Source organism: Actinophytocola sp. (genome assembly GCF_036002505.1).
GTDB lineage: Bacteria > Actinomycetota > Actinomycetes > Mycobacteriales > Pseudonocardiaceae > DASYTH01.
Genome location: NZ_DASYTH010000316.1, coordinates 1 through 16,683 on the forward strand (window position 1 = coordinate 1; position 16,683 = coordinate 16,683).

General features: G+C 72.2%; 16 protein-coding genes. 6 read left to right on the plus strand and 10 right to left on the minus strand.

What is annotated here, in order from left to right; genetic code table 11:
• Positions 1-228: 228 nt before the first annotated feature.
• Positions 229-1,632, minus strand: a complete 1,404-nt coding sequence (locus tag VGR06_RS27470) for a class II fumarate hydratase (RefSeq protein ID WP_327562030.1) — start codon at positions 1,630-1,632, stop codon at positions 229-231.
• 94 nt (positions 1,633-1,726) lie between these two features.
• Between VGR06_RS27470 and VGR06_RS27475 the strand changes: the two genes are divergently transcribed.
• Together VGR06_RS27475 and VGR06_RS27480 are read left to right on the plus strand one after the other, a co-directional pair.
• Positions 1,727-2,725 carry an NAD(P)/FAD-dependent oxidoreductase gene (locus tag VGR06_RS27475; protein ID WP_327562031.1) on the plus strand — a complete coding sequence of 333 codons (999 nt, stop codon included), beginning with the start codon at positions 1,727-1,729 and terminating at the stop codon, positions 2,723-2,725.
• 3 nt (positions 2,726-2,728) lie between these two features.
• Complete coding sequence (locus VGR06_RS27480; protein WP_327562032.1) at positions 2,729-3,556, plus strand: class I SAM-dependent methyltransferase; 828 nt, start codon at positions 2,729-2,731, stop codon at positions 3,554-3,556.
• Here VGR06_RS27480 and VGR06_RS27485 read toward each other — a convergent pair.
• From VGR06_RS27485 to glpX, 3 genes are all read right to left on the minus strand, one after another.
• Positions 3,549-3,752: a L,D-transpeptidase gene (locus tag VGR06_RS27485; RefSeq protein ID WP_327562033.1), complete on the minus strand. Its 204-nt coding sequence runs from the start codon at positions 3,750-3,752 to the stop codon at positions 3,549-3,551. The genes VGR06_RS27480 and VGR06_RS27485 overlap by 8 nt on opposite strands.
• Before the next feature lie 365 nt (positions 3,753-4,117).
• Positions 4,118-4,735: a L,D-transpeptidase gene (locus VGR06_RS27490; protein ID WP_327562034.1), complete on the minus strand. Its 618-nt coding sequence runs from the start codon at positions 4,733-4,735 to the stop codon at positions 4,118-4,120.
• 130 nt (positions 4,736-4,865) lie between these two features.
• A complete protein-coding gene (gene glpX, locus VGR06_RS27495; protein WP_327562035.1) occupies positions 4,866-5,936 on the minus strand; it encodes a class II fructose-bisphosphatase in 1,071 nt (356 codons plus the stop codon).
• 120 nt (positions 5,937-6,056) lie between these two features.
• Between glpX and VGR06_RS27500 the strand changes: the two genes are divergently transcribed.
• Positions 6,057-6,635 (plus strand): DUF4245 domain-containing protein, encoded by a 579-nt coding sequence (locus tag VGR06_RS27500; RefSeq protein WP_327562036.1) that lies wholly within the window; start codon positions 6,057-6,059, stop codon positions 6,633-6,635.
• A gap of 53 nt (positions 6,636-6,688) precedes the next feature.
• Here VGR06_RS27500 and VGR06_RS27505 read toward each other — a convergent pair whose 3' ends face one another.
• The 4 genes from VGR06_RS27505 to VGR06_RS27520 all read right to left on the minus strand — a co-directional run bounded on the left by VGR06_RS27505 (position 6,689) and on the right by VGR06_RS27520 (position 9,363).
• Positions 6,689-6,895 (minus strand): exodeoxyribonuclease VII small subunit, encoded by a 207-nt coding sequence (locus tag VGR06_RS27505; RefSeq protein WP_414637342.1) that lies wholly within the window; start codon positions 6,893-6,895, stop codon positions 6,689-6,691.
• Positions 6,896-6,986: 91 nt separating this feature from the next.
• Positions 6,987-7,424 carry a sugar ABC transporter substrate-binding protein gene (locus VGR06_RS27510; RefSeq protein ID WP_327562038.1) on the minus strand — a complete coding sequence of 146 codons (438 nt, stop codon included), beginning with the start codon at positions 7,422-7,424 and terminating at the stop codon, positions 6,987-6,989.
• Positions 7,405-8,673, minus strand: a complete 1,269-nt coding sequence (xseA, locus tag VGR06_RS27515) for an exodeoxyribonuclease VII large subunit (RefSeq protein WP_327562039.1) — start codon at positions 8,671-8,673, stop codon at positions 7,405-7,407. The genes VGR06_RS27510 and xseA overlap by 20 nt, the downstream gene beginning before the upstream one ends.
• Positions 8,674-8,763: 90 nt before the next feature.
• The gene (locus tag VGR06_RS27520) at positions 8,764-9,363 is read right to left on the minus strand and encodes a lipid droplet-associated protein (RefSeq protein ID WP_327562040.1); all 600 of its coding nucleotides are present in this window, start codon (positions 9,361-9,363) and stop codon (positions 8,764-8,766) included.
• Positions 9,364-9,379: 16 nt separating this feature from the next.
• Here VGR06_RS27520 and VGR06_RS27525 point away from each other — a divergent pair, with 16 nt between their 5' ends.
• Positions 9,380-10,363 carry a 4-hydroxy-3-methylbut-2-enyl diphosphate reductase gene (locus VGR06_RS27525; RefSeq protein ID WP_327562041.1) on the plus strand — a complete coding sequence of 328 codons (984 nt, stop codon included), beginning with the start codon at positions 9,380-9,382 and terminating at the stop codon, positions 10,361-10,363.
• A gap of 90 nt (positions 10,364-10,453) precedes the next feature.
• On the opposite strand, the gene VGR06_RS27530 is transcribed toward VGR06_RS27525, so the two are convergent.
• Together VGR06_RS27530 and VGR06_RS27535 are read right to left on the minus strand one after the other, a co-directional pair.
• On the minus strand, positions 10,454-11,335 hold the full coding sequence (locus tag VGR06_RS27530; protein WP_327562042.1) for a DUF6542 domain-containing protein: 882 nt from the start codon (positions 11,333-11,335) through the stop codon (positions 10,454-10,456).
• Between the two features lie 92 nt (positions 11,336-11,427).
• Complete coding sequence (locus VGR06_RS27535) at positions 11,428-12,393, minus strand: DNA recombination protein RmuC (RefSeq protein ID WP_327562043.1); 966 nt, start codon at positions 12,391-12,393, stop codon at positions 11,428-11,430.
• Positions 12,394-12,525: 132 nt separating this feature from the next.
• Between VGR06_RS27535 and VGR06_RS27540 the strand changes: the two genes are divergently transcribed.
• Positions 12,526-13,704 carry an exonuclease SbcCD subunit D gene (locus VGR06_RS27540; RefSeq protein WP_327562044.1) on the plus strand — a complete coding sequence of 393 codons (1,179 nt, stop codon included), beginning with the start codon at positions 12,526-12,528 and terminating at the stop codon, positions 13,702-13,704.
• 8 nt (positions 13,705-13,712) lie between these two features.
• The gene (locus VGR06_RS27545) at positions 13,713-16,673 is read left to right on the plus strand and encodes an SMC family ATPase (RefSeq protein ID WP_327562045.1); all 2,961 of its coding nucleotides are present in this window, start codon (positions 13,713-13,715) and stop codon (positions 16,671-16,673) included.
• The last annotated feature ends 10 nt before the right edge of the window (positions 16,674-16,683 follow it).

The following is a 16,683-nucleotide window of genomic DNA, read 5'->3' on the forward strand; positions in this document are numbered from 1 at the left end:
ACGTCGAGGACGTCGTAGGGGCCGAGGTCGCCGTCCATGATCCAGTTGGCCTGGTCGACCAGATCCCGTTGCGTTTGCGCCCATTCGTCGAGGGGCGCCGGCGTCAGGTCCGTGTGCCAGAAGTGCTTGTCGAGTTCGATCACGGGCAGGCCGGTGATCTTGCCCAGGTGTGTCGCCAGGGTTGACTTGCCTGATGCGCCGCGGCCGAGGATGACGACACGGGGCACGTTACCGGCCGCCGCGGGCCATGTGGAGGACGTCGAGGGCTTCGTCGAGTTGGGCGAGGGTGAGTTTGCCGTTGTCGACGTGGCCGCGTTCGAGGACGACTTCGCGGATGGTTTTGCGTTCTTTCAGGGATTGTTTGGCGATGGCGGCGGCTTCCTCGTAGCCGAGGTAGCGGTTGAGGGGGGTGACGATGGAGGGGGAGGACTCGGCTTGTTCGCGTTGGTGGTCGGCGTTGGCGACGGCGCCGGTGATGACTTTGTCGGCGAGGAGGCGGGTGACGGCGGCGAGGAGGCGGGCGGACTCCAGGACGTTGCGGGCGATGACGGGGAGCATCACGTTCAGTTGGAAGTTGCCCTGGGAGCCGGCGAAAGCCACGGCGGCGTCGTTGCCGATGATTTGGGCGACGACCATCATGGTGGCTTCGGGGATGACCGGGTTGACCTTGCCGGGCATGATCGAGGAGCCGGGCTGGAGGTCGGGGAGCGACAGTTCCGCGAGGCCGGTGCGGGGGCCGGAGCCGAGCCAGCGGAGGTCGTTGGCGATCTTGAACAGGGACACCGCGACGGTGCGGAGTTGGCCGGACGTCTCGACGACACTGTCCTGGGTGGCCTGGGCTTCGAAGTGGTCGCGGGCCTCGGTGAGCGGCAGGCCGGTCAGCGATGCCAGCTCGGTGGCGACAAGAGCGCCGAAGCCGGAAGGCGCGTTGAGGCCGCTGCCGACCGCGGTGCCGCCGATGGGCAGCTCGCCGAGGCGGGGGAGGCAGCTGGTGAGGCGGTCGATGCCGTAGCGGACCTGGCTGGCCCAGGCGTGCGCCTCCTGGCCGAGTGTGATCGGGACGGCGTCCATCAGGTGGGTGCGGCCCGACTTCACCACGTCGGCCCACTCGACGGCGCGCTTCTCGATGGCTTCCGCCAGGTGCGTCAGCGCGGGGAGGACGTCGCGGACGACGGCCTCGGTGGCGGCGATGTGGATCGCGGTCGGAAACGTGTCGTTGGAGGACTGGGAGGCGTTGACCGCGTCGTTCGGGTGCACATCAACACCGTGGCCGAGCTTCCTGCTCGCCAGGGTGGCGATCACCTCGTTGGCGTTCATGTTCGACGAGGTGCCGGAGCCGGTCTGGAACACGTCGATGGGGAACTGGTCGTCGTGCTCGCCGGCCGCGACCTCGTCGGCGGCGGCGGCGATGGCCTCGGCGACATCGTCGTCGAGCACGCCCAGCGCGCGGTTGGCCCGGGCCGCGGCGGCCTTGAGCAGGCCCAGGGCGCGGATCTGGGCGCGTTCCAGGCCCCGACCGGAAATGGGAAAATTCTCCACGGCCCGCTGGGTCTGCGCCCGCCACAGTGCGGCGGCGGGAACGCGCACGTCACCCATGGTGTCGTGCTCGATGCGGTACTCACCCTCAACCATGACACCAGTGTGGCGCGAGCCACTCCTGTGGGCATGGTGACGTTGAACAAATAGGCTTCTGCCAAGCTCCCACCCCTGGGTCGAGGCGGTACGTATGACGAAACCGACACCGACGGAAGTCGACCTGCTGATCGTCGGCGCCGGACCTACCGGCCTGTTCGCGGCGTACTACGCCGGGTTCCGCGAGCTCTCCACGGCCATCGTGGACTCGCTGCCCGAGCCCGGCGGGCAGGTCACCGCGATGTACCCGGAGAAGATGATCTTTGATGTGGCCGGGTTCCCCGCGGTGCGCGGCCGGGACCTGGTCACCGCGCTGGTCGAGCAGACCGACCAGTGGAAGCCGAACTACCTGCTGGGCCGCAAGGCCATGACGCTGTCCGAAGTGGACGGTGGCGGGTTCGACGTGGGATTGGACGGCGGCACGGTCATCCGCGCCGGGACGGTGCTGATCACCGCGGGCATGGGCGAGTTCACCCCGCGGCCGCTGCCGGCCGGCGACGGCTGGCTCGGCCGCGGCGTCGTGCACTTCGTGCCGGCGCCGGAGGTGCACCGCGGCCAGGACATTGTCGTGGTCGGCGGCGGCGACTCGGCGTTCGACTGGGTGCTGTCCCTGCATCCGATCGCCCGCAGCGTCACGCTTGTCCACCGCCGCAACAAGTTCCGCGCGTTCGCCGCGACCGTGCGGCAGGTCCAGGAGCTCGGCGTGCCGATCATCACCGACGCGCAGGTGATGGAGCTGCGTGGGGACAGCGCGGGCCTCGCCGAGGTGGAGCTCTCCGTCAAAGGCGAGTCCGGCCAGGAAACCCGGGTCCTCTCCGCCCAAACCGTCGTCGCCGCACTGGGTTTCACCGCCGACCTCGGTCCGATCGAGTCCTGGGGCCTGGAGATCGACCGCCGCGCCATCGCCGTCGACAGCACCGGCAAGACCGCGCGGGAACGCATCTACGCCGCCGGCGACATCGCCGCCTACCCCGGCAAGGTCAAGCTCATCGCCACCGGCTTCGGCGAGGCGGCCACCGCGGTCAACAACATCGCCGTCGCGCTCGACCCCGAAGCCCACCTCTTCCCCGGCCACTCCAGCGACGTCAGCTGAGCCATGACCGACAACGCCGCGCAGGCGGCCGAGTGGGACGGCCCGATCGGCGAGCACTGGGCCAAGCACGCCGACGTGTTCGAGACCGAGCTGGACGGTTACGGGCGCCTGCTGCGCGCGGCCGCGAACATCGAGGAAACGCATCGGGTTCTCGACATCGGTTGCGGCACCGGGAAGTCCACCCGGGACGCAGCGCGGGTCGCGGTGTCCGGGAGCGCCCATGGCGTCGACCTGTCCACACGCATGCTGGAGGTCGCCCGGCGGCGCGCCGCCGAAGAGGGGCTCGGCAACGTCACCTTCGAGCAGGCCGACGCCCAGCTCCACCCGTTCCCGGCGGCCCGGTTCGACCTGGCGATCAGCCGCTTCGGCAGCATGTTCTTCGCCGACCCGGTGGCCGCGTTCGCCAACATCGGGCGTGCGCTGCGGCCGGGGGCCCGGCTGGCGATGGCGGTCTGGCAGGACCGGGACCGCCAGGAATGGTCGAGGACGGTTCGCGAATCGCTCCTTCCGGGCCGGACGGTGCCCCCACCGGCCGGGCCGGGGCCCGCCTCGCTCGCCGATCCGGACACCGTGCGGAGAATCCTCGGCTCCGCCGGCTACCACCACGTCGAGTGCGCGGACGTACGGGAACCCGTCTCCTACGGCTCGGACGCCGCCACCGCCACCGCGGTGGTGCTCGGCATGCGCAGCACGAAGGACCTGCTCGCGCAGCTCGAACCGGCCGAGGTCGAGCCGGCCCTCGACCGGCTTCGCGCCGCCCTCACCGCGAACCAGACCGACGAGGGCGTCCGGTTCGACTCCCGGGCCTGGATCGTCACCGCGATCAGGTAACCACCTGCACGAGCTGGCCGCGGGTGAGGTGGTCGAAGAAGAATTTGGCGGCGTCCGGGGTGAGGCGGACGCAGCCGTGCGAGGGCTCGGTGATGCTGCCTTCGTGGAAGGCGATGCCGCCGGGGGCAAAGAAGACCGAGTTCGGCATGGGCGTGCCGTAGATGCTGCTGGTGTTCTCGGCGTCCTTCCACGACACCGGGAAGGTTGCCGAGTGGGGTGGGGGAGCTCGGGGCGCCGTGGGAGATCGGGACCGGGCCGTAGTCGATCACACCCGAGGTGAGCAGCCAGGCCTGCTTCGCCGACAGGCTCACGCAGGCGCGAACCGTTGGGGCGCAAGGGGGAGGCGGTGGTGGTGGGGGTGGCGCCGGGGTGGTCGTCGACGCTGTCGTGACGGTGGCGGTCGGGGCCGTCGTGGTGGGCGGGGCGCTGGATGCGGTCGGCGCGGCACAGGCGGTCAGCGCCGTGCCGGCCAGCAGAGCAATCCCGAGCAGTCGTCGCACGTCCCCTCCCGGCGCCGCGTGGTCGTGCTGAACTCACGCGGCGCGGGCGGGGAAGGTTGCGTCAGGGCACGACCTGGACCGCGTCGCCGACCTTGAGGGTGTTGAAGTACGTCTTGGCGGCGGCGGTGGAGAGGTGGATGCAGCCGTGCGACTGCACGGTGAGGCTGCCGGAGTGGAACGCCATGCCGTTGTAGAAGAACACCGAGTACGGCATGGGCGCGTTGTTGAACGCCCGGCTCTTGTGGTCGATGTCCTTGTACTGCACATGGAACAGGCCGGGCGGGGTGCGGAAGCCCGGGCGGCCGCTGGTGATCGCGACCGGGCCGTAGGTGACCTTGCCGCCGGAAAGCAGCCACGACCGGTTCGCCGACAGGTCGATGCACGCGCCGTCGGTGATCGTGCACGGCGTGCCGCCGGCGGGCGCGGGCGGCGGCGCCGGCTTGGGCTTCGGCTTGCTGGTCGTGGGTTTCGGCGTGGTCTTCGTGGTGGTCGTGGTCGCCGGGGCGGGCGGCGGGGCCGGCGGGGTGGTGGTCGGGTCGGCCGTCGTGCTCGGGGTGTCGCTGCTGGCCGGTAACGCGGGAACCGTCGGACCCCCGGCCGCGGAAGCGCCGGTGCCGCAGGCGGACAGCACGGCGGTTCCCGCCACGGTCGCGGCCACGATCAGCTTCTTCACCCGCATGTCGGCTCCCTCAGCAAGATCCCGTTCGTTATGCCAAGGATGACGCCAGAGATCAGGATCGGGTTGCTCGTTTGCGCCATCCGTCCATAAAACGTGATGTGCCGCCGTCCGCGTTGCCTCGCCGGACGGATCAGGGCAACGGCGGGATGACGTGCTCCGCGTCCGCGGTGTGCCCGCTGAGGTCGAAGTCCACCGACGAGTACTCGCGCAGCTTGGTCAGCCGGTGGAAGCCGTCGATCATGCGCACGGTGCCGGATTTCGAGCGCATCACGATGGACTGCGTCGTGCAGCCGCCGGCCCGGTAGTGCACCCCGCGCAGCAGGTCGCCGTCGGTCACCCCGGTCGCGCAGAAGAACACGTTGTCGCCGCGGACGAGATCGTCGGTCTCCAGCACCCGGTCGAGGTCGTGGCCGGCGTCGATGGCCTTCTGCCGCTCGGCGTCGTCCCGAGGCCACAGCCGGGCCTGCATCGCGCCGCCCACGCACTTCATGGCGCACGCGGCGATGATCCCCTCCGGGGTGCCGCCGATTCCCAGCAGCAGGTCCACACCGGTGTTCGGGCGGGCGGTGGAGATCGCGCCGGCCACGTCGCCGTCGCTGATGAAGCGGATCCGGGCGCCGGCCTCGCGGACCTCGCGCACCAGGTTCTCGTGCCGCGGCCGGTCGAGGATGCACACGATCACGTCGGACACGTCGCTGTGCTTGGCCTTGGCGACCCGCCGGATGTTCTCGTCCACCGGGGCGGTGATGTCGATGACGTCGGCGGCCTCCGGGCCGACCGCGAGCTTCTCCATGTAGAACACCGCGGACGGGTCGAACATCGCGCCCCGCTCGGCCACCGCGAGCACCGCGATGGCGTTGGGCATTCCCTTGGCCATCAAGGTGGTCCCGTCGATCGGATCCACCGCGACGTCGCAGTCCGGGCCGTTGCCGTCGCCGACCTCCTCGCCGTTGTAGAGCATCGGCGCGTGGTCCTTCTCGCCCTCGCCGATCACCACGACGCCGCGCATGGACACCGTGCCGATCAGCTTGCGCATGGCGTCCACCGCCGCGCCGTCGCCGCCGTTCTTGTCGCCGCGACCGACCCAGCGGCCCGCGGACATCGCCGCCGCCTCGGTGACCCGAACCAGCTCGAGGGCCAGGTTGCGGTCCGGTGCCTCCCGCCGCCGCGTGGTCGTGGTCCCTGTGCCCGACGTAGTCATGGGTTCCTCCGAGTTGGCGCGGTGAACTGGGGCTACCCTTCGATCCTCCCAGATTCTGGGCAATTCCGATAACCAAGCGTCACCGAACAGCCGGTTCCGGTGGCCTGACACGATGTTCAGGTGACCGACACCCCACCCCCGCGCGCCGCCACCAGAATGCGTGACCTCCTCGGCGCGCTCGCCGTGCTGCTGCTCGTGGTCGTGGCGCTGCTGGGGTTCGGCCGCGGCTGCTCGTTCAGCCCGGGCGGGCCGAGCGTCGACCCCAACACGGCGCCGACCGCGGACGCCTCCCGGGAGCTGGCTGCGGCGGCGGCATCCGTCGACTTCCCGGTTCGCCGGCCGGAACTGCCGGCCGGCTGGCGGGCCAACTCGGCGTCCACGTCCGCGGTAGGCGCCGGGGCGAGCGTGATCGTCCGGGTCGGCTGGTTGACGCCGGGCGGGAAGTTCGCGCAGCTCAGCCAGTCCGGTGGGAAGGCGCCGGAGGTGCTGGTCGCGGAGACCGAGCGGAACGGCGCGCGGGCCAGCGGCGAGGTGGACGTCGACGGGGTGCAGTGGACGCGTTACCCGGGCCGCCGCGAGGAGCAGGCGTGGGTGACGCAGCTGAGCGGCGCCACGGTGTTGATCACCGGCACGGCCGGCGAGGAGGAGTTCCGCGTCCTGGCAAAAGCCGTACAGTCGGCGAACCCGTTGCCCCGGTAGGGAAGCAACGTGACGTTGCTTTCCCTCTGGAGCCACAACGTGGCGTTGCTTTCCTAAGCCTGCTCTTCCACGGCGGCGAGTGCGCTCTCGATCCGTTCGCGCGCGCCGGCGAGATGCCCGTCGCAGACCTTCGCCAGCACCTCACCGCGTTCCCATAGTGCCAACGAGTCCTCGAGGGACAGGCCGCCCGCCTCCAACTTGGCGACCACGGACGTCAACTCGTCGCGCGCCTGCTCGTAATCCAGCTCGGGCTCACTCAAATCCATCACCTCGCAAGCTCGGTGATGGCGACCCCGGTGCCTCGCAAGCTCGGCGCCGGGGCAGTGCTCAATGGTTCGCTCGCAAGCTCGCTCACCGGGTGGTGCTCTCCAATCTGCTGTGCGCGCGGGCGAGGGCGGTGGCGACCGCCTGGTCGTAGCCGACGAACGCCTCGGCGAAGTCTTCGCCGTCCCGTTCGGTGATCGCCTCCTCGATGCGCCGCTGCGCCCGGCCGACCCGCTGCCGGTGCTGCGAGCCGTCGCCGTGCCACCAGCGTAGGCCGGCGAACAGCGACGTCGCCTCGGACAGCTCGCGGAGCCGGGTCGGAAGCGCGCGGGTGCCCGGTCCGTCGCAGCCGGCGAGCAGGGCCGTCCAGCATTCCGCCGCGGCCGCATTCGCCTCGGACGCCTTGCGGGTGACCGCGGCTGCGCTCGCCCGCAGCGCCGGCGCCGTCCGCACGGCCGCCGACACGGTGTTCGCGGTGGACAGGGTGAGCGGCAGGAAGCTCGGTTCACGCTCGAGTCTCGCCACGGCTACCTCCACTCACCGGCGGGTCATGCTCCCCGGACACGACCGCGTACACCGCGCCGTCCATGACCCGGACCCGAAGCCGGGTGCCCACGGGCGCCTCGTCGGCGGAGCGGAGCACCCCGGTGTGGCCGGTCGGGTCGACGCGCTGCACAACCGCATACCCGCGGGCAAGCGTGGCCGCTGGTCCGAGCGCCGTCAAGCGGGCATTCGTGGCATGCAGTGCCGAACGCTCGGCGTCGAGCCGGCGCAGCACCGCGCGCCGGGCCCGCTGCACGAGCGCCGAGACCTGCTCGGCGCGGCGGTCCAGCGGCGTGAACGGGTCGGCGAGCACCGGCCGGCTGCGCAACGAGTCCAGCAGCCGGCGTTCCCGGTCCACCCATCCGTGCAGCGCCCGCCGGGCCCGGTCGCGGAGCTGGCGGACCCGGGCGGTCTCCTCGGCGACGTCGGGGACGACGCGTTTGCCGGCGTCGGTGGGGGTGGAGCAGCGCACGTCGGCCACGTGGTCGAGCAGCGGGGTGTCCTGCTCGTGGCCGATGGCGCTGACCACCGGGGTGCGGCAGGCGGCGACCGCGCGGCACAGCGTCTCGTCGGAGAACGGCAGCAGGTCCTCGACGCTGCCGCCGCCGCGGGCGATCACGATCACGTCCACCGTGCTGTCTCTGTCCAAAGCGGACAATGCGTCGACGATCTGCGGCACGGCCAGAGCGCCTTGTACAGCAACGTTCTCGGTCCGGAACCGCACGGCCGGCCAGCGGGCCTTGGCGTTGACCAGCACATCGTGCTCGGCCGCCGAGGCGCGGCCGGTGATCAGCCCGACGGTGTCCGGAAGGAACGGCGGGCGGCGTTTGCGGGCCGGGTCGAAGAGGCCCTCCGCGGCGAGCAGCCGGCGCAGCCGCTCGATGCGGGCCAGCAGCTCACCGACGCCGACCGCGCGGATCTCGTCCGCGCGCAGGGAGAGCGTGCCGCGGTTGATGTAGTACGACGGCTTGGCGTGCAGGACCACCCGGGCGCCGTCGGTCAGCGGCGGCTGGTGCGCGCGCAGCATGTCGGCCGAGCAGGTCACCGACATCGACAGGTCCGCGGCCGGGTCCCGCAACGTCAGAAAGGCCGTGCCGGTGCCGGGGCGCGCGGAGATCTGGGTGACCTGGCCTTCCACCCACACCCAGCCGCACCGGTCGATGTACTCCATGATCTTGCGCGCGACGGTGCGTACCGGCCAGGGATTCTCCGGCGTGGTCGGATTCGTCACGCCATCACCTCGCAAGCTCGGATGATGGCGATCCCTGCCTGAGGCCCTCGGCGACGGGGCAGTGTTCATGGTTCGCTCCGCAAGCTCCGCTCACGGGTGATCGTGGACCGTCGCGATGCGGCGGGTGAGCATGCCGACGAAGGCGGGGCGGTTGGCGTGCGCGCGCTCGTACTCGAGCAGTTCGGCCAGCTCGTCGGCGGTGAACTTGCGGAGCCGGGCGCGGAGTTGGGGCAGGGAGAGCTGGTCGTAGTTGCCGACGCCGGCCGGGCCTTCCGCGCTGTACTCGGCGGCGACGTCCTGGGCGGTCTCCTCGGCTAGCGCACGCTCCTCCGCGGTCCACGGGTCGGGCTCCAGATCCGCGGCCTGGCCGTTGGGGGAGGGCTCGGCCCAGTCGGTGCCGACCCGGTCGAACGGGGCGGGGCGGCTGACGTCGTAGCGGTTTTCGTCGAGGTCCTCGTCGAACGTCGCCCACTCCGGCGTCTCCTCCACCGGCCGGAGCCCGGCGAGAACTTCGTCACCCTTGATGGCGAGCTCGGTGACGTGCTGCTGCACCCGCATGGACATCTGCAGCGCCTGGCTCGCCACCGTCACCGGTAGCCCGGCGAGCTTGGCCGGCAGCTCGCGGGCCTGCTCGACGGCGGTGGCGGCGAGCCCGGCCGCGACCCTCAGTGGCAGCGGGAGTGACCTCATGACGTAAGCCTGCCAGATGTGCCGTCACCTGGGCGTCCGTACCCTTGGGGGCATGACGCGTGTTCTCTTGGCGAAGCCCCGCGGTTATTGCGCTGGTGTCGACCGGGCTGTGGTGACTGTCGAGAAGGCGCTGGAGACCTACGGGCCGCCGGTGTACGTGCGCAAGGAGATCGTGCACAACCGGCACGTCGTGGACACGTTGCGGGCCCGTGGCGCGATCTTCGTCGACGAGGTCTCCGAGGTGCCGGAGGGCGCGCTGGTGGTGTTCTCGGCGCACGGGATCGCGCCCGCGGTGCACGAGGCGGCGGCCGAGCGGGGGCTGCGCACGATCGACGCGACCTGCCCGCTGGTGACCAAGGTGCACCAGGAGGCGCGCCGGTTCGCCCGGGACGACTACGACATCCTGCTGATCGGGCACGAGGGGCACGAGGAGGTCGAGGGGACCGCGGGCGAGGCGCCGTCGCACGTGCAGCTCGTGGACCGGCCCGAGGACGTGGACCGGGTCGTCGTCCGGGATCCGTCCAAGGTCATCTGGCTGTCCCAGACCACGCTCTCGGTCGACGAGACCATGGAGCGGGTGGACCAGCTTCGCGCCCGGTTCCCGGACCTGGCCGACCCGCCGAGCGACGACATCTGCTACGCCACGCAGAACCGGCAGGTCGCGGTGAAGGCGATGGCGCCGGAATGCGACCTGGTGCTGGTCGTCGGCTCGCGGAACTCGTCGAACTCGAAGCGGCTGGTCGAGGTCGCGCTGCTGGCCGGCGCCCGGGCCGCCTACTTGATCGACTTCGCGTCCGAGGTGGACGAGTCGTGGCTGGACGGGGTGGACACGGTCGGTGTGACCAGCGGCGCGTCGGTCCCCGACGAGCTGGTGATGGACCTGCTGGCGTGGCTCGCCGAGCGCGGCTACGCCGACGTGCAGGAGGTCACCACGGCCAACGAGAAGATCACCTTCGCGCTGCCCCGGGAGCTGCGGAAGAAGCTCGACGCCGCGCCGTAACCCTTCGCCGAGTCGCCCGTTCAGGAACGTCGACCTCGGTTGCACGAATGCCGAACTCGCTTGCTGGAGCGTCGAACTCGCGCGGTCGGGTTAGCGGTAGTCGTCGGGTGGGCGGCGGGGGCGGCGTGGCTGGTCAGGGCCGGGTCGATCGGTGCGTCGCTGGCCCGGATCACGGGGTTGGCGGCGACGATCCGGGTCGACGGGGCGGCGGTCACCGCGCACCGGGCGGTCGCCGGCAGGGGGTTCGCCGCGGCCTCGGCCGGTGCGTGGGGGTTCGCCGCGGCCCGGGCGGTCCACGCGGTCGGCGTCCCGTCCGGAGCGCTGGCTGGCATCGCGACGGGGACGGGGCGGGCCGCCGCGTCCGGCGGAGCGGTCCGGACGGTCGAATCCGGGGCCGTCGACGGGTGGGCGATCGCGCAGCCGGCGGGAAGCCGGGTCGCCGCGGCCCGGGCGGGCGTCCATGGCGCCGGCCGGTTCGCGGCCGGCCCGGTTGCTTCGGACGCGCGGATTGGGATCCCGCTGCAGCCACAACCGGAACAGCCCGATCGCCACGGCGGCCCCGGTGGTGATCGCCATCGTGGGGAAGTTGCTGGTCAGCGGCAGGGCCACGGACAGCAGCAGCTGCTTGAGCCCGGCGCTGAACGGGGAACCCGGCTGGTTGAGCACCACCGCGCCGACCGCGGTCACCGCGAACACCAGCGGTGGCTGCACCATCGGACCGAACAGGTTGCGCCGCCGCACCAGGGCCACCGCGCCCAGGCAGCCGAGCACGTAGGCGCCCTGGTAGATCCGGCCGAGCGAGTCCTGCCGCTGGACGTCGATCCACGCCGCGATCGCGGCCAGCCCGAACGCCAGCAGAACCGCACCCCACCACGGCAATCCGCGCCTGGTGCCCACGATCGGACGCTCATCCCACGCCGGTTCGGCGGGCTCCTCGTCGAGATCGCTCGGACGATCGTGGGTCGCGGTCACCGTCACAGGTTAGCCCGTCTGAGGGGAATGCGAATGGTCCGGACCACGGCCGGCGCCGGCCGTCCAGTGCTGTTCGAGTCTTCAGTTGGGGATCAGTCCAGGGGCACCTCCGCCACCATCGAGTGATCGACCGTCGGCACGGCGCCGTTCACCGGCATCTCGTCCGGATCGCGCACCGTGGCGATCGCGCTGGGGCTCGCGGCCGCGTCCCGCAACGGCCCGACGGCCACCCGGAACTGGCTGAGCGCGTCCAGCTCTCGCCGTCTGGCCTGCAGGAACCGCTGCAGGTGCGTGCTCGACACGTTCACCGCGTCCACGGCGGCAGTGGCCGCCCGGTAGGCGCCGGACGCCTGCGACCGGACCGTCTCCACGTCCGCGGCCAGCACCCGCTCGGTGGCGGCGAACAGCGCCGCCGAGGCGACGATCGCGAAGCCGGTCGGCCCGCACAGGAAGATCCGCCGGTCGAGCAGCCAGCGCAGCAGATCCGGGTCGGTGTCCAGGGCGGCCACCACGGCCGCGTCGGACGGCACGAACATGATCGTCCCGTAGATCGCGTCCGCCCAGCGCTGGTAGCCTTTGCCGGCCAGGTCCGCCGCCCGCGAGCGGATGTTGCGGACGTGCACGCGCAGGGCGTCGGCCCGCTCCTCGGCGTCGTCGGTCTCCACCGCCTCGGTCCAGCAGGCCATGCTCATCTTGGCGTCGACCGGAACCAGCCGGCCGTCTCCGACCAGCAGTAACAGGTCCGGCCGGGCCGAACCACCCCCGCCCACGTCGGTCTGCACGGTGAAATGCAGGCCCTCCCGCAACCCCAACGCCCGCGCGGTGTCCGCCAGTACCTGCTCGCCCAGCTCACCGCGCCCGCCGATGGCCGCGAACGTGATCTCGTAGCGGCGCAGCGCCGCCAGGTGCCGGTCGGAGCGCTGCCGCTCCTCCTGCAGGTCGGCCAGCGCCGCGTCGGCCCGCCGCAGGCCGTCGTTGTACAGCCGCCAGAACAGCGCCGCGCCGGCCGCGAGCAGGAGCAGCAGGACGGCCACGATCGTGCCGAGGACCGCGGTCACGAGTCTCCCTTCGAGTAGCCGGGTCGGTACGCGGCGACATCATGGACCAGCCGACCGACAATTCCGCTCAAACACGCGTTCGACCGGCGTGGCGCCGCCGGGTCGGCCGCGGGCGGTCTTAACTTGGGCGGCATGCGGGTGCTGCACACATCCGACTGGCACGTGGGGCGCATGTTCCACGGCCGGGACCTGCTCGCCGACCAGGAGACCGTGATCGGCGGCCTGGCCGACCTGGTGGCCGACGAGCGGGTGGACGTGGTCGTGGTGTCCGGCGACCTCTACGACCGGGCGGTGCCGTCCGGCGAGGCGGTGTCCGCGTGCACCCGGATCCTGAAGACGATCCGCGCGGCCGGCGCCCAGCTCGTGGTCACCCCCGGCAACCACGACTCCGCGCCCCGGCTCGGCGCGTTCGGGGAGTTCACCGCGGCCGGCGGCCTGCACCTGCGCACGCGGGTGGCCGAGCTGGACCGCCCGGTGCTGCTCGACGACCGGCACGGGCCGGTCGCGCTGTACGGAATCCCTTACCTGGAGCCGGAACCCGCCCGGCAGGCGCTCGGCGCGCCGGACGCGAAGGGGCACGCCGGTGTGCTCACCGAGGCCATGCGCCGGGTCCGCGCCGATCTCGCCACCCGGCCCGAAGGCACCCGCTCGGTGGTGCTCGCGCACGCGTTCGTCACCGGCGGGGCTGCCTGCGCGTCCGAGCGCACCATCGCGGTCGGCGGCATCGAGCAGGTGCCGGCCGCCGCGTTCGACGGTGTGGACTACGTGGCGCTCGGCCACCTGCACGGGCCGCAGCGCATCGCCGACCACCTACGCTACTGCGGAAGCCCGCTGGCGTACTCGTTCTCCGAGGCCCGGCAGCACAAGTCGGTCCTCCTGGTGGAGCTGGACGCCGCCGGGCTGGCCGGGGTGGAGCGCCGCGAGCTGCCGGTGCCGCGCCGGCTCGGCACGCTCACCGGCACGCTGGACGCCCTGCTCACCGACCCCGCGCACGAGCCCTGCACCGAGTGGTTCCTGTCCATCGAGCTGACCGACCCGGTGCGCCCGACCGAGGCCTTACGCCGGCTGCAGGAGCGTTTCCCGCACGCCGTGCACCTGGAGTGGCGGCCCGAAGGCGGGTGCGCGGCCGGCGCCCTGCGCTACGCCCAGGTCGCGCGCGGGCGCTCCGACCTCGAGGTTTCCTGCTGCTTCGTCGAGGACTGCCGTGGCGACTCGCCGAACGACCGCGAGCGCGCCCTGCTCAGCGACGCGCTGGCGGCCGCGGAGGCGATGGAGCCGGGTGCCGATCGGCCGGCCCGGGAAGCGGCGTGAGGCCTTAGATGCGGCTGCATCGCCTGGAGTTGGCGGCATTCGGGCCGTACCCGAAGCAGGAGGTCGTCGACTTCGATGTGCTCGGCGCCGACGGGTTGTTCCTGCTGCACGGCGACACCGGGGCGGGCAAGACCACGCTGCTGGACGCGGTCGCGTTCGCTCTGTTCGGCGCCGTGCCCGGGGTGCGTGGCGAGGCCCGGCGGCTGCGCTGCGACTACGCCGGCGAGGACACGCCCACCGTGGTGTCGGTGGAGCTGACCGTGCAGGGCCACCGCCTGCGGGTGACGCGCAGCCCGGAGTACCTGCGGCCGCGGCGGCGCGGCCGCGGCACCACCAAGCAGCACGCGCGGGCCTCGCTGACCTGGACCGGCGCGCCGCCAGCCGGGTACGCGCCGGATGGGCTGACCAGGATCGACGAGGTCAGTCTGACCGTCGAGCGGCTGCTCGGGATGAGCAAGGACCAGTTCTTCCAGGTCGTGCTGCTGCCGCAGGGTGAGTTCGCCCGGTTCCTCCGGGCCGAGACCGGAGAGCGGGAACGCTTGCTGGAGCGGCTGTTCGGCACCCGCCACTTCGCCGGGGTGGAGCAGTGGTTCCGGGATCTGCGCACCGAGCGGGGCCGTGCGCTGGACACCCGGCGGCAGGGCGCCCGCGAGCTGGTTGCCCGGGCGGCGCAGGTGGCCGGCGAGGAGCCGCCCGAGGACGCCGGCGAGCCGTGGCTGACGGAGTTGATCGACCGGACCGCCGCCCTGCTTGCCGAGTCGGAGGAACACGAAGCCGCCGCGGGCCAGGCTCGGAAGCGCGCCGACGACGAACTGGTGGAGCGGCGCACGCTGGTGGAGCGGGTCAGCCGGGCCCGCGCGGCCACCGTCGAGCTGGCGGCGCTGGCCGAACAGGCCGCTGATCGCGAGGCGCTGCGGGCCGAGCTGGGGGCGGCGCGCCGGGCGGTCGCGGTCGCCGGCGTGGCGCGTGAGCTGACCCGGTTCGAACAGCTGCTCAAGTCGACTGCACTGGCCGAGCACGAGCGGTCCGCCGATGTCGCTCGGCTCGGGTTTCCGCGCCACGAAGCCGAAGTAGCTGAACTGCGGACGGCTGCGGGGCGGTTGCGGGAGGAGGCCGGATCGCTGACCGGTCTGCTGGCGGAGGCCGTTCAGCAGGATGCCGAGCGGCTTCGGGTGGCTGAGCTGGACCGGCACGAGGAGCGGGCGCGGCAGCGGGCCGAGCAACTGGCCGAACAGCTTTCCCTCGTACCACAACAGATCACCGCGGCCCGCGGGGAGCTGGACGCGGCTCTGGCGGCCGTGGCGGCGCTGCCTGGCCTGAAGTCCACAATGGATGATGCGGTGGTGCTGGCCGAGGATGTCGCGCGGCTACCGGCCGAGGAGAAGGCGGTCGCGGCGGCCGTCACCCAGCAGCGCCGGGCCGTGGATGCCCACCAGCGGGCCCGCGAGGCGGTGCTGGACATCCGGCAGCGGCGACTGGACGGGATGGCGTCGGAGCTCTCCGCCGGATTGGTGTCCGGCCGGCCGTGCCCGGTGTGCGGCGCCACCGAGCATCCGCAGCCGGCCTGGCTCGAGCTCACCACGGTGACTGCCGTCGACGAGCATCGGGCCACCAAGGTCGAGCAGCAGGCGCTCGACGCCCGACAGCTCGCCGCCGTCGCGCTCAAGGAGGCCGAGCAGCGGCACGCCGCCCTGCTCGAACGGTTGGCCGGGCGCACCGCCACACAGATCCGCGGTCTGCGCCGCCGGGCCGTCGCCGAGCACGACAAGGCCGCCGCACTCGCCGCCCGCCGCGAAGAGCTCGCCGACCACCTGCGGGCGCTCGAAACCGGAGCCGACCGCGTCCGCGAACGGCACGGTGCCGCCGAGCGTGAGCTGGCCGCGCTGCGCCAGGAGCGGGCCGGGCTGGTCGAGCGGATCACCGCTCGGGCGGAACGCCTCGACGCCGCCCGCGGCGAGTACCCCGACATCGCCAGCCGCCGCACCTCCGTGCTCACCCTCGCCACCGCACTGGACGCCCTGGCCGAGGCCCGAACCGAGCGGATGGCCGTGGCCGCGCGCCTCGACGAGCAGCGCGCGGCCGTGGACACCGCCGTCGCCGAAGCCGGCTTCGCCGACCTCGCTCAAGCCCGGGCCGCCACCCGAACCGAGCCGCATCTCGCCGAACTGGAACGGCGACTCTCCGACGCCGAGCTGCGCGAAGCCGCCGCGCGCCGCGTCCTGGCCGAGCCCGACCTCGCCGGCATCGACCCCGACACGGTGATCGACCTCGCCCCCGCCCTCACCGCCGTCACCCAAGCCCGCGAAGCCGCGGAGCAGGCCGTCGCCGCCACCACCGCCGCCCGCCGCCGCGCCCACGAGATCACCGACCTGGCCACCCGCCTCCGCGCCCGCTGGGCCGAACTCGCGCCACTCGAAGAGGAGTTCGTCGAACTCTCCGCCCTCACCGACGTGGTCAACGGCCGCGGCCAGAATGTTCGCCGCATGTCCCTGCGCGCCTACGTCCTCGCCGCCAAACTCGAGGAAGTAGCAGTCGCCGCCACCGCCCGCCTCCGCCGGATGAGCCACGGCCGCTACTCCTTCGTCCACTCCGACGAAGCCGGCCCCCGCGGCACCCGCGGCGGCCTCGGTCTCGACGTCCTCGACGACTACTCCGGCCAGATCCGTCCGGTGAAGACCTTGTCCGGCGGCGAGCTCTTCGTCGCGTCACTGGCCCTCGCCCTCGGTCTCGCCGACGTCGTGGTCGCCCAAACCGGCGGCTCCCTCCTCGACACACTGTTCGTCGACGAAGGCTTCGGCGGCCTCGACGCCGAAACCCTCGACAAAGTCATGGACACCCTCGACGAACTCCGCAGCGGCGGCCGCGTCGTCGGCCTCGTCTCCCACGTCGAAGAACTCCGCCAACGCATCCCCGTCCGCCTCCGCGTAATCAAGTCCCGCACCGGATCGATACTTCAGCTGACCGCCTGAGCACCCGATC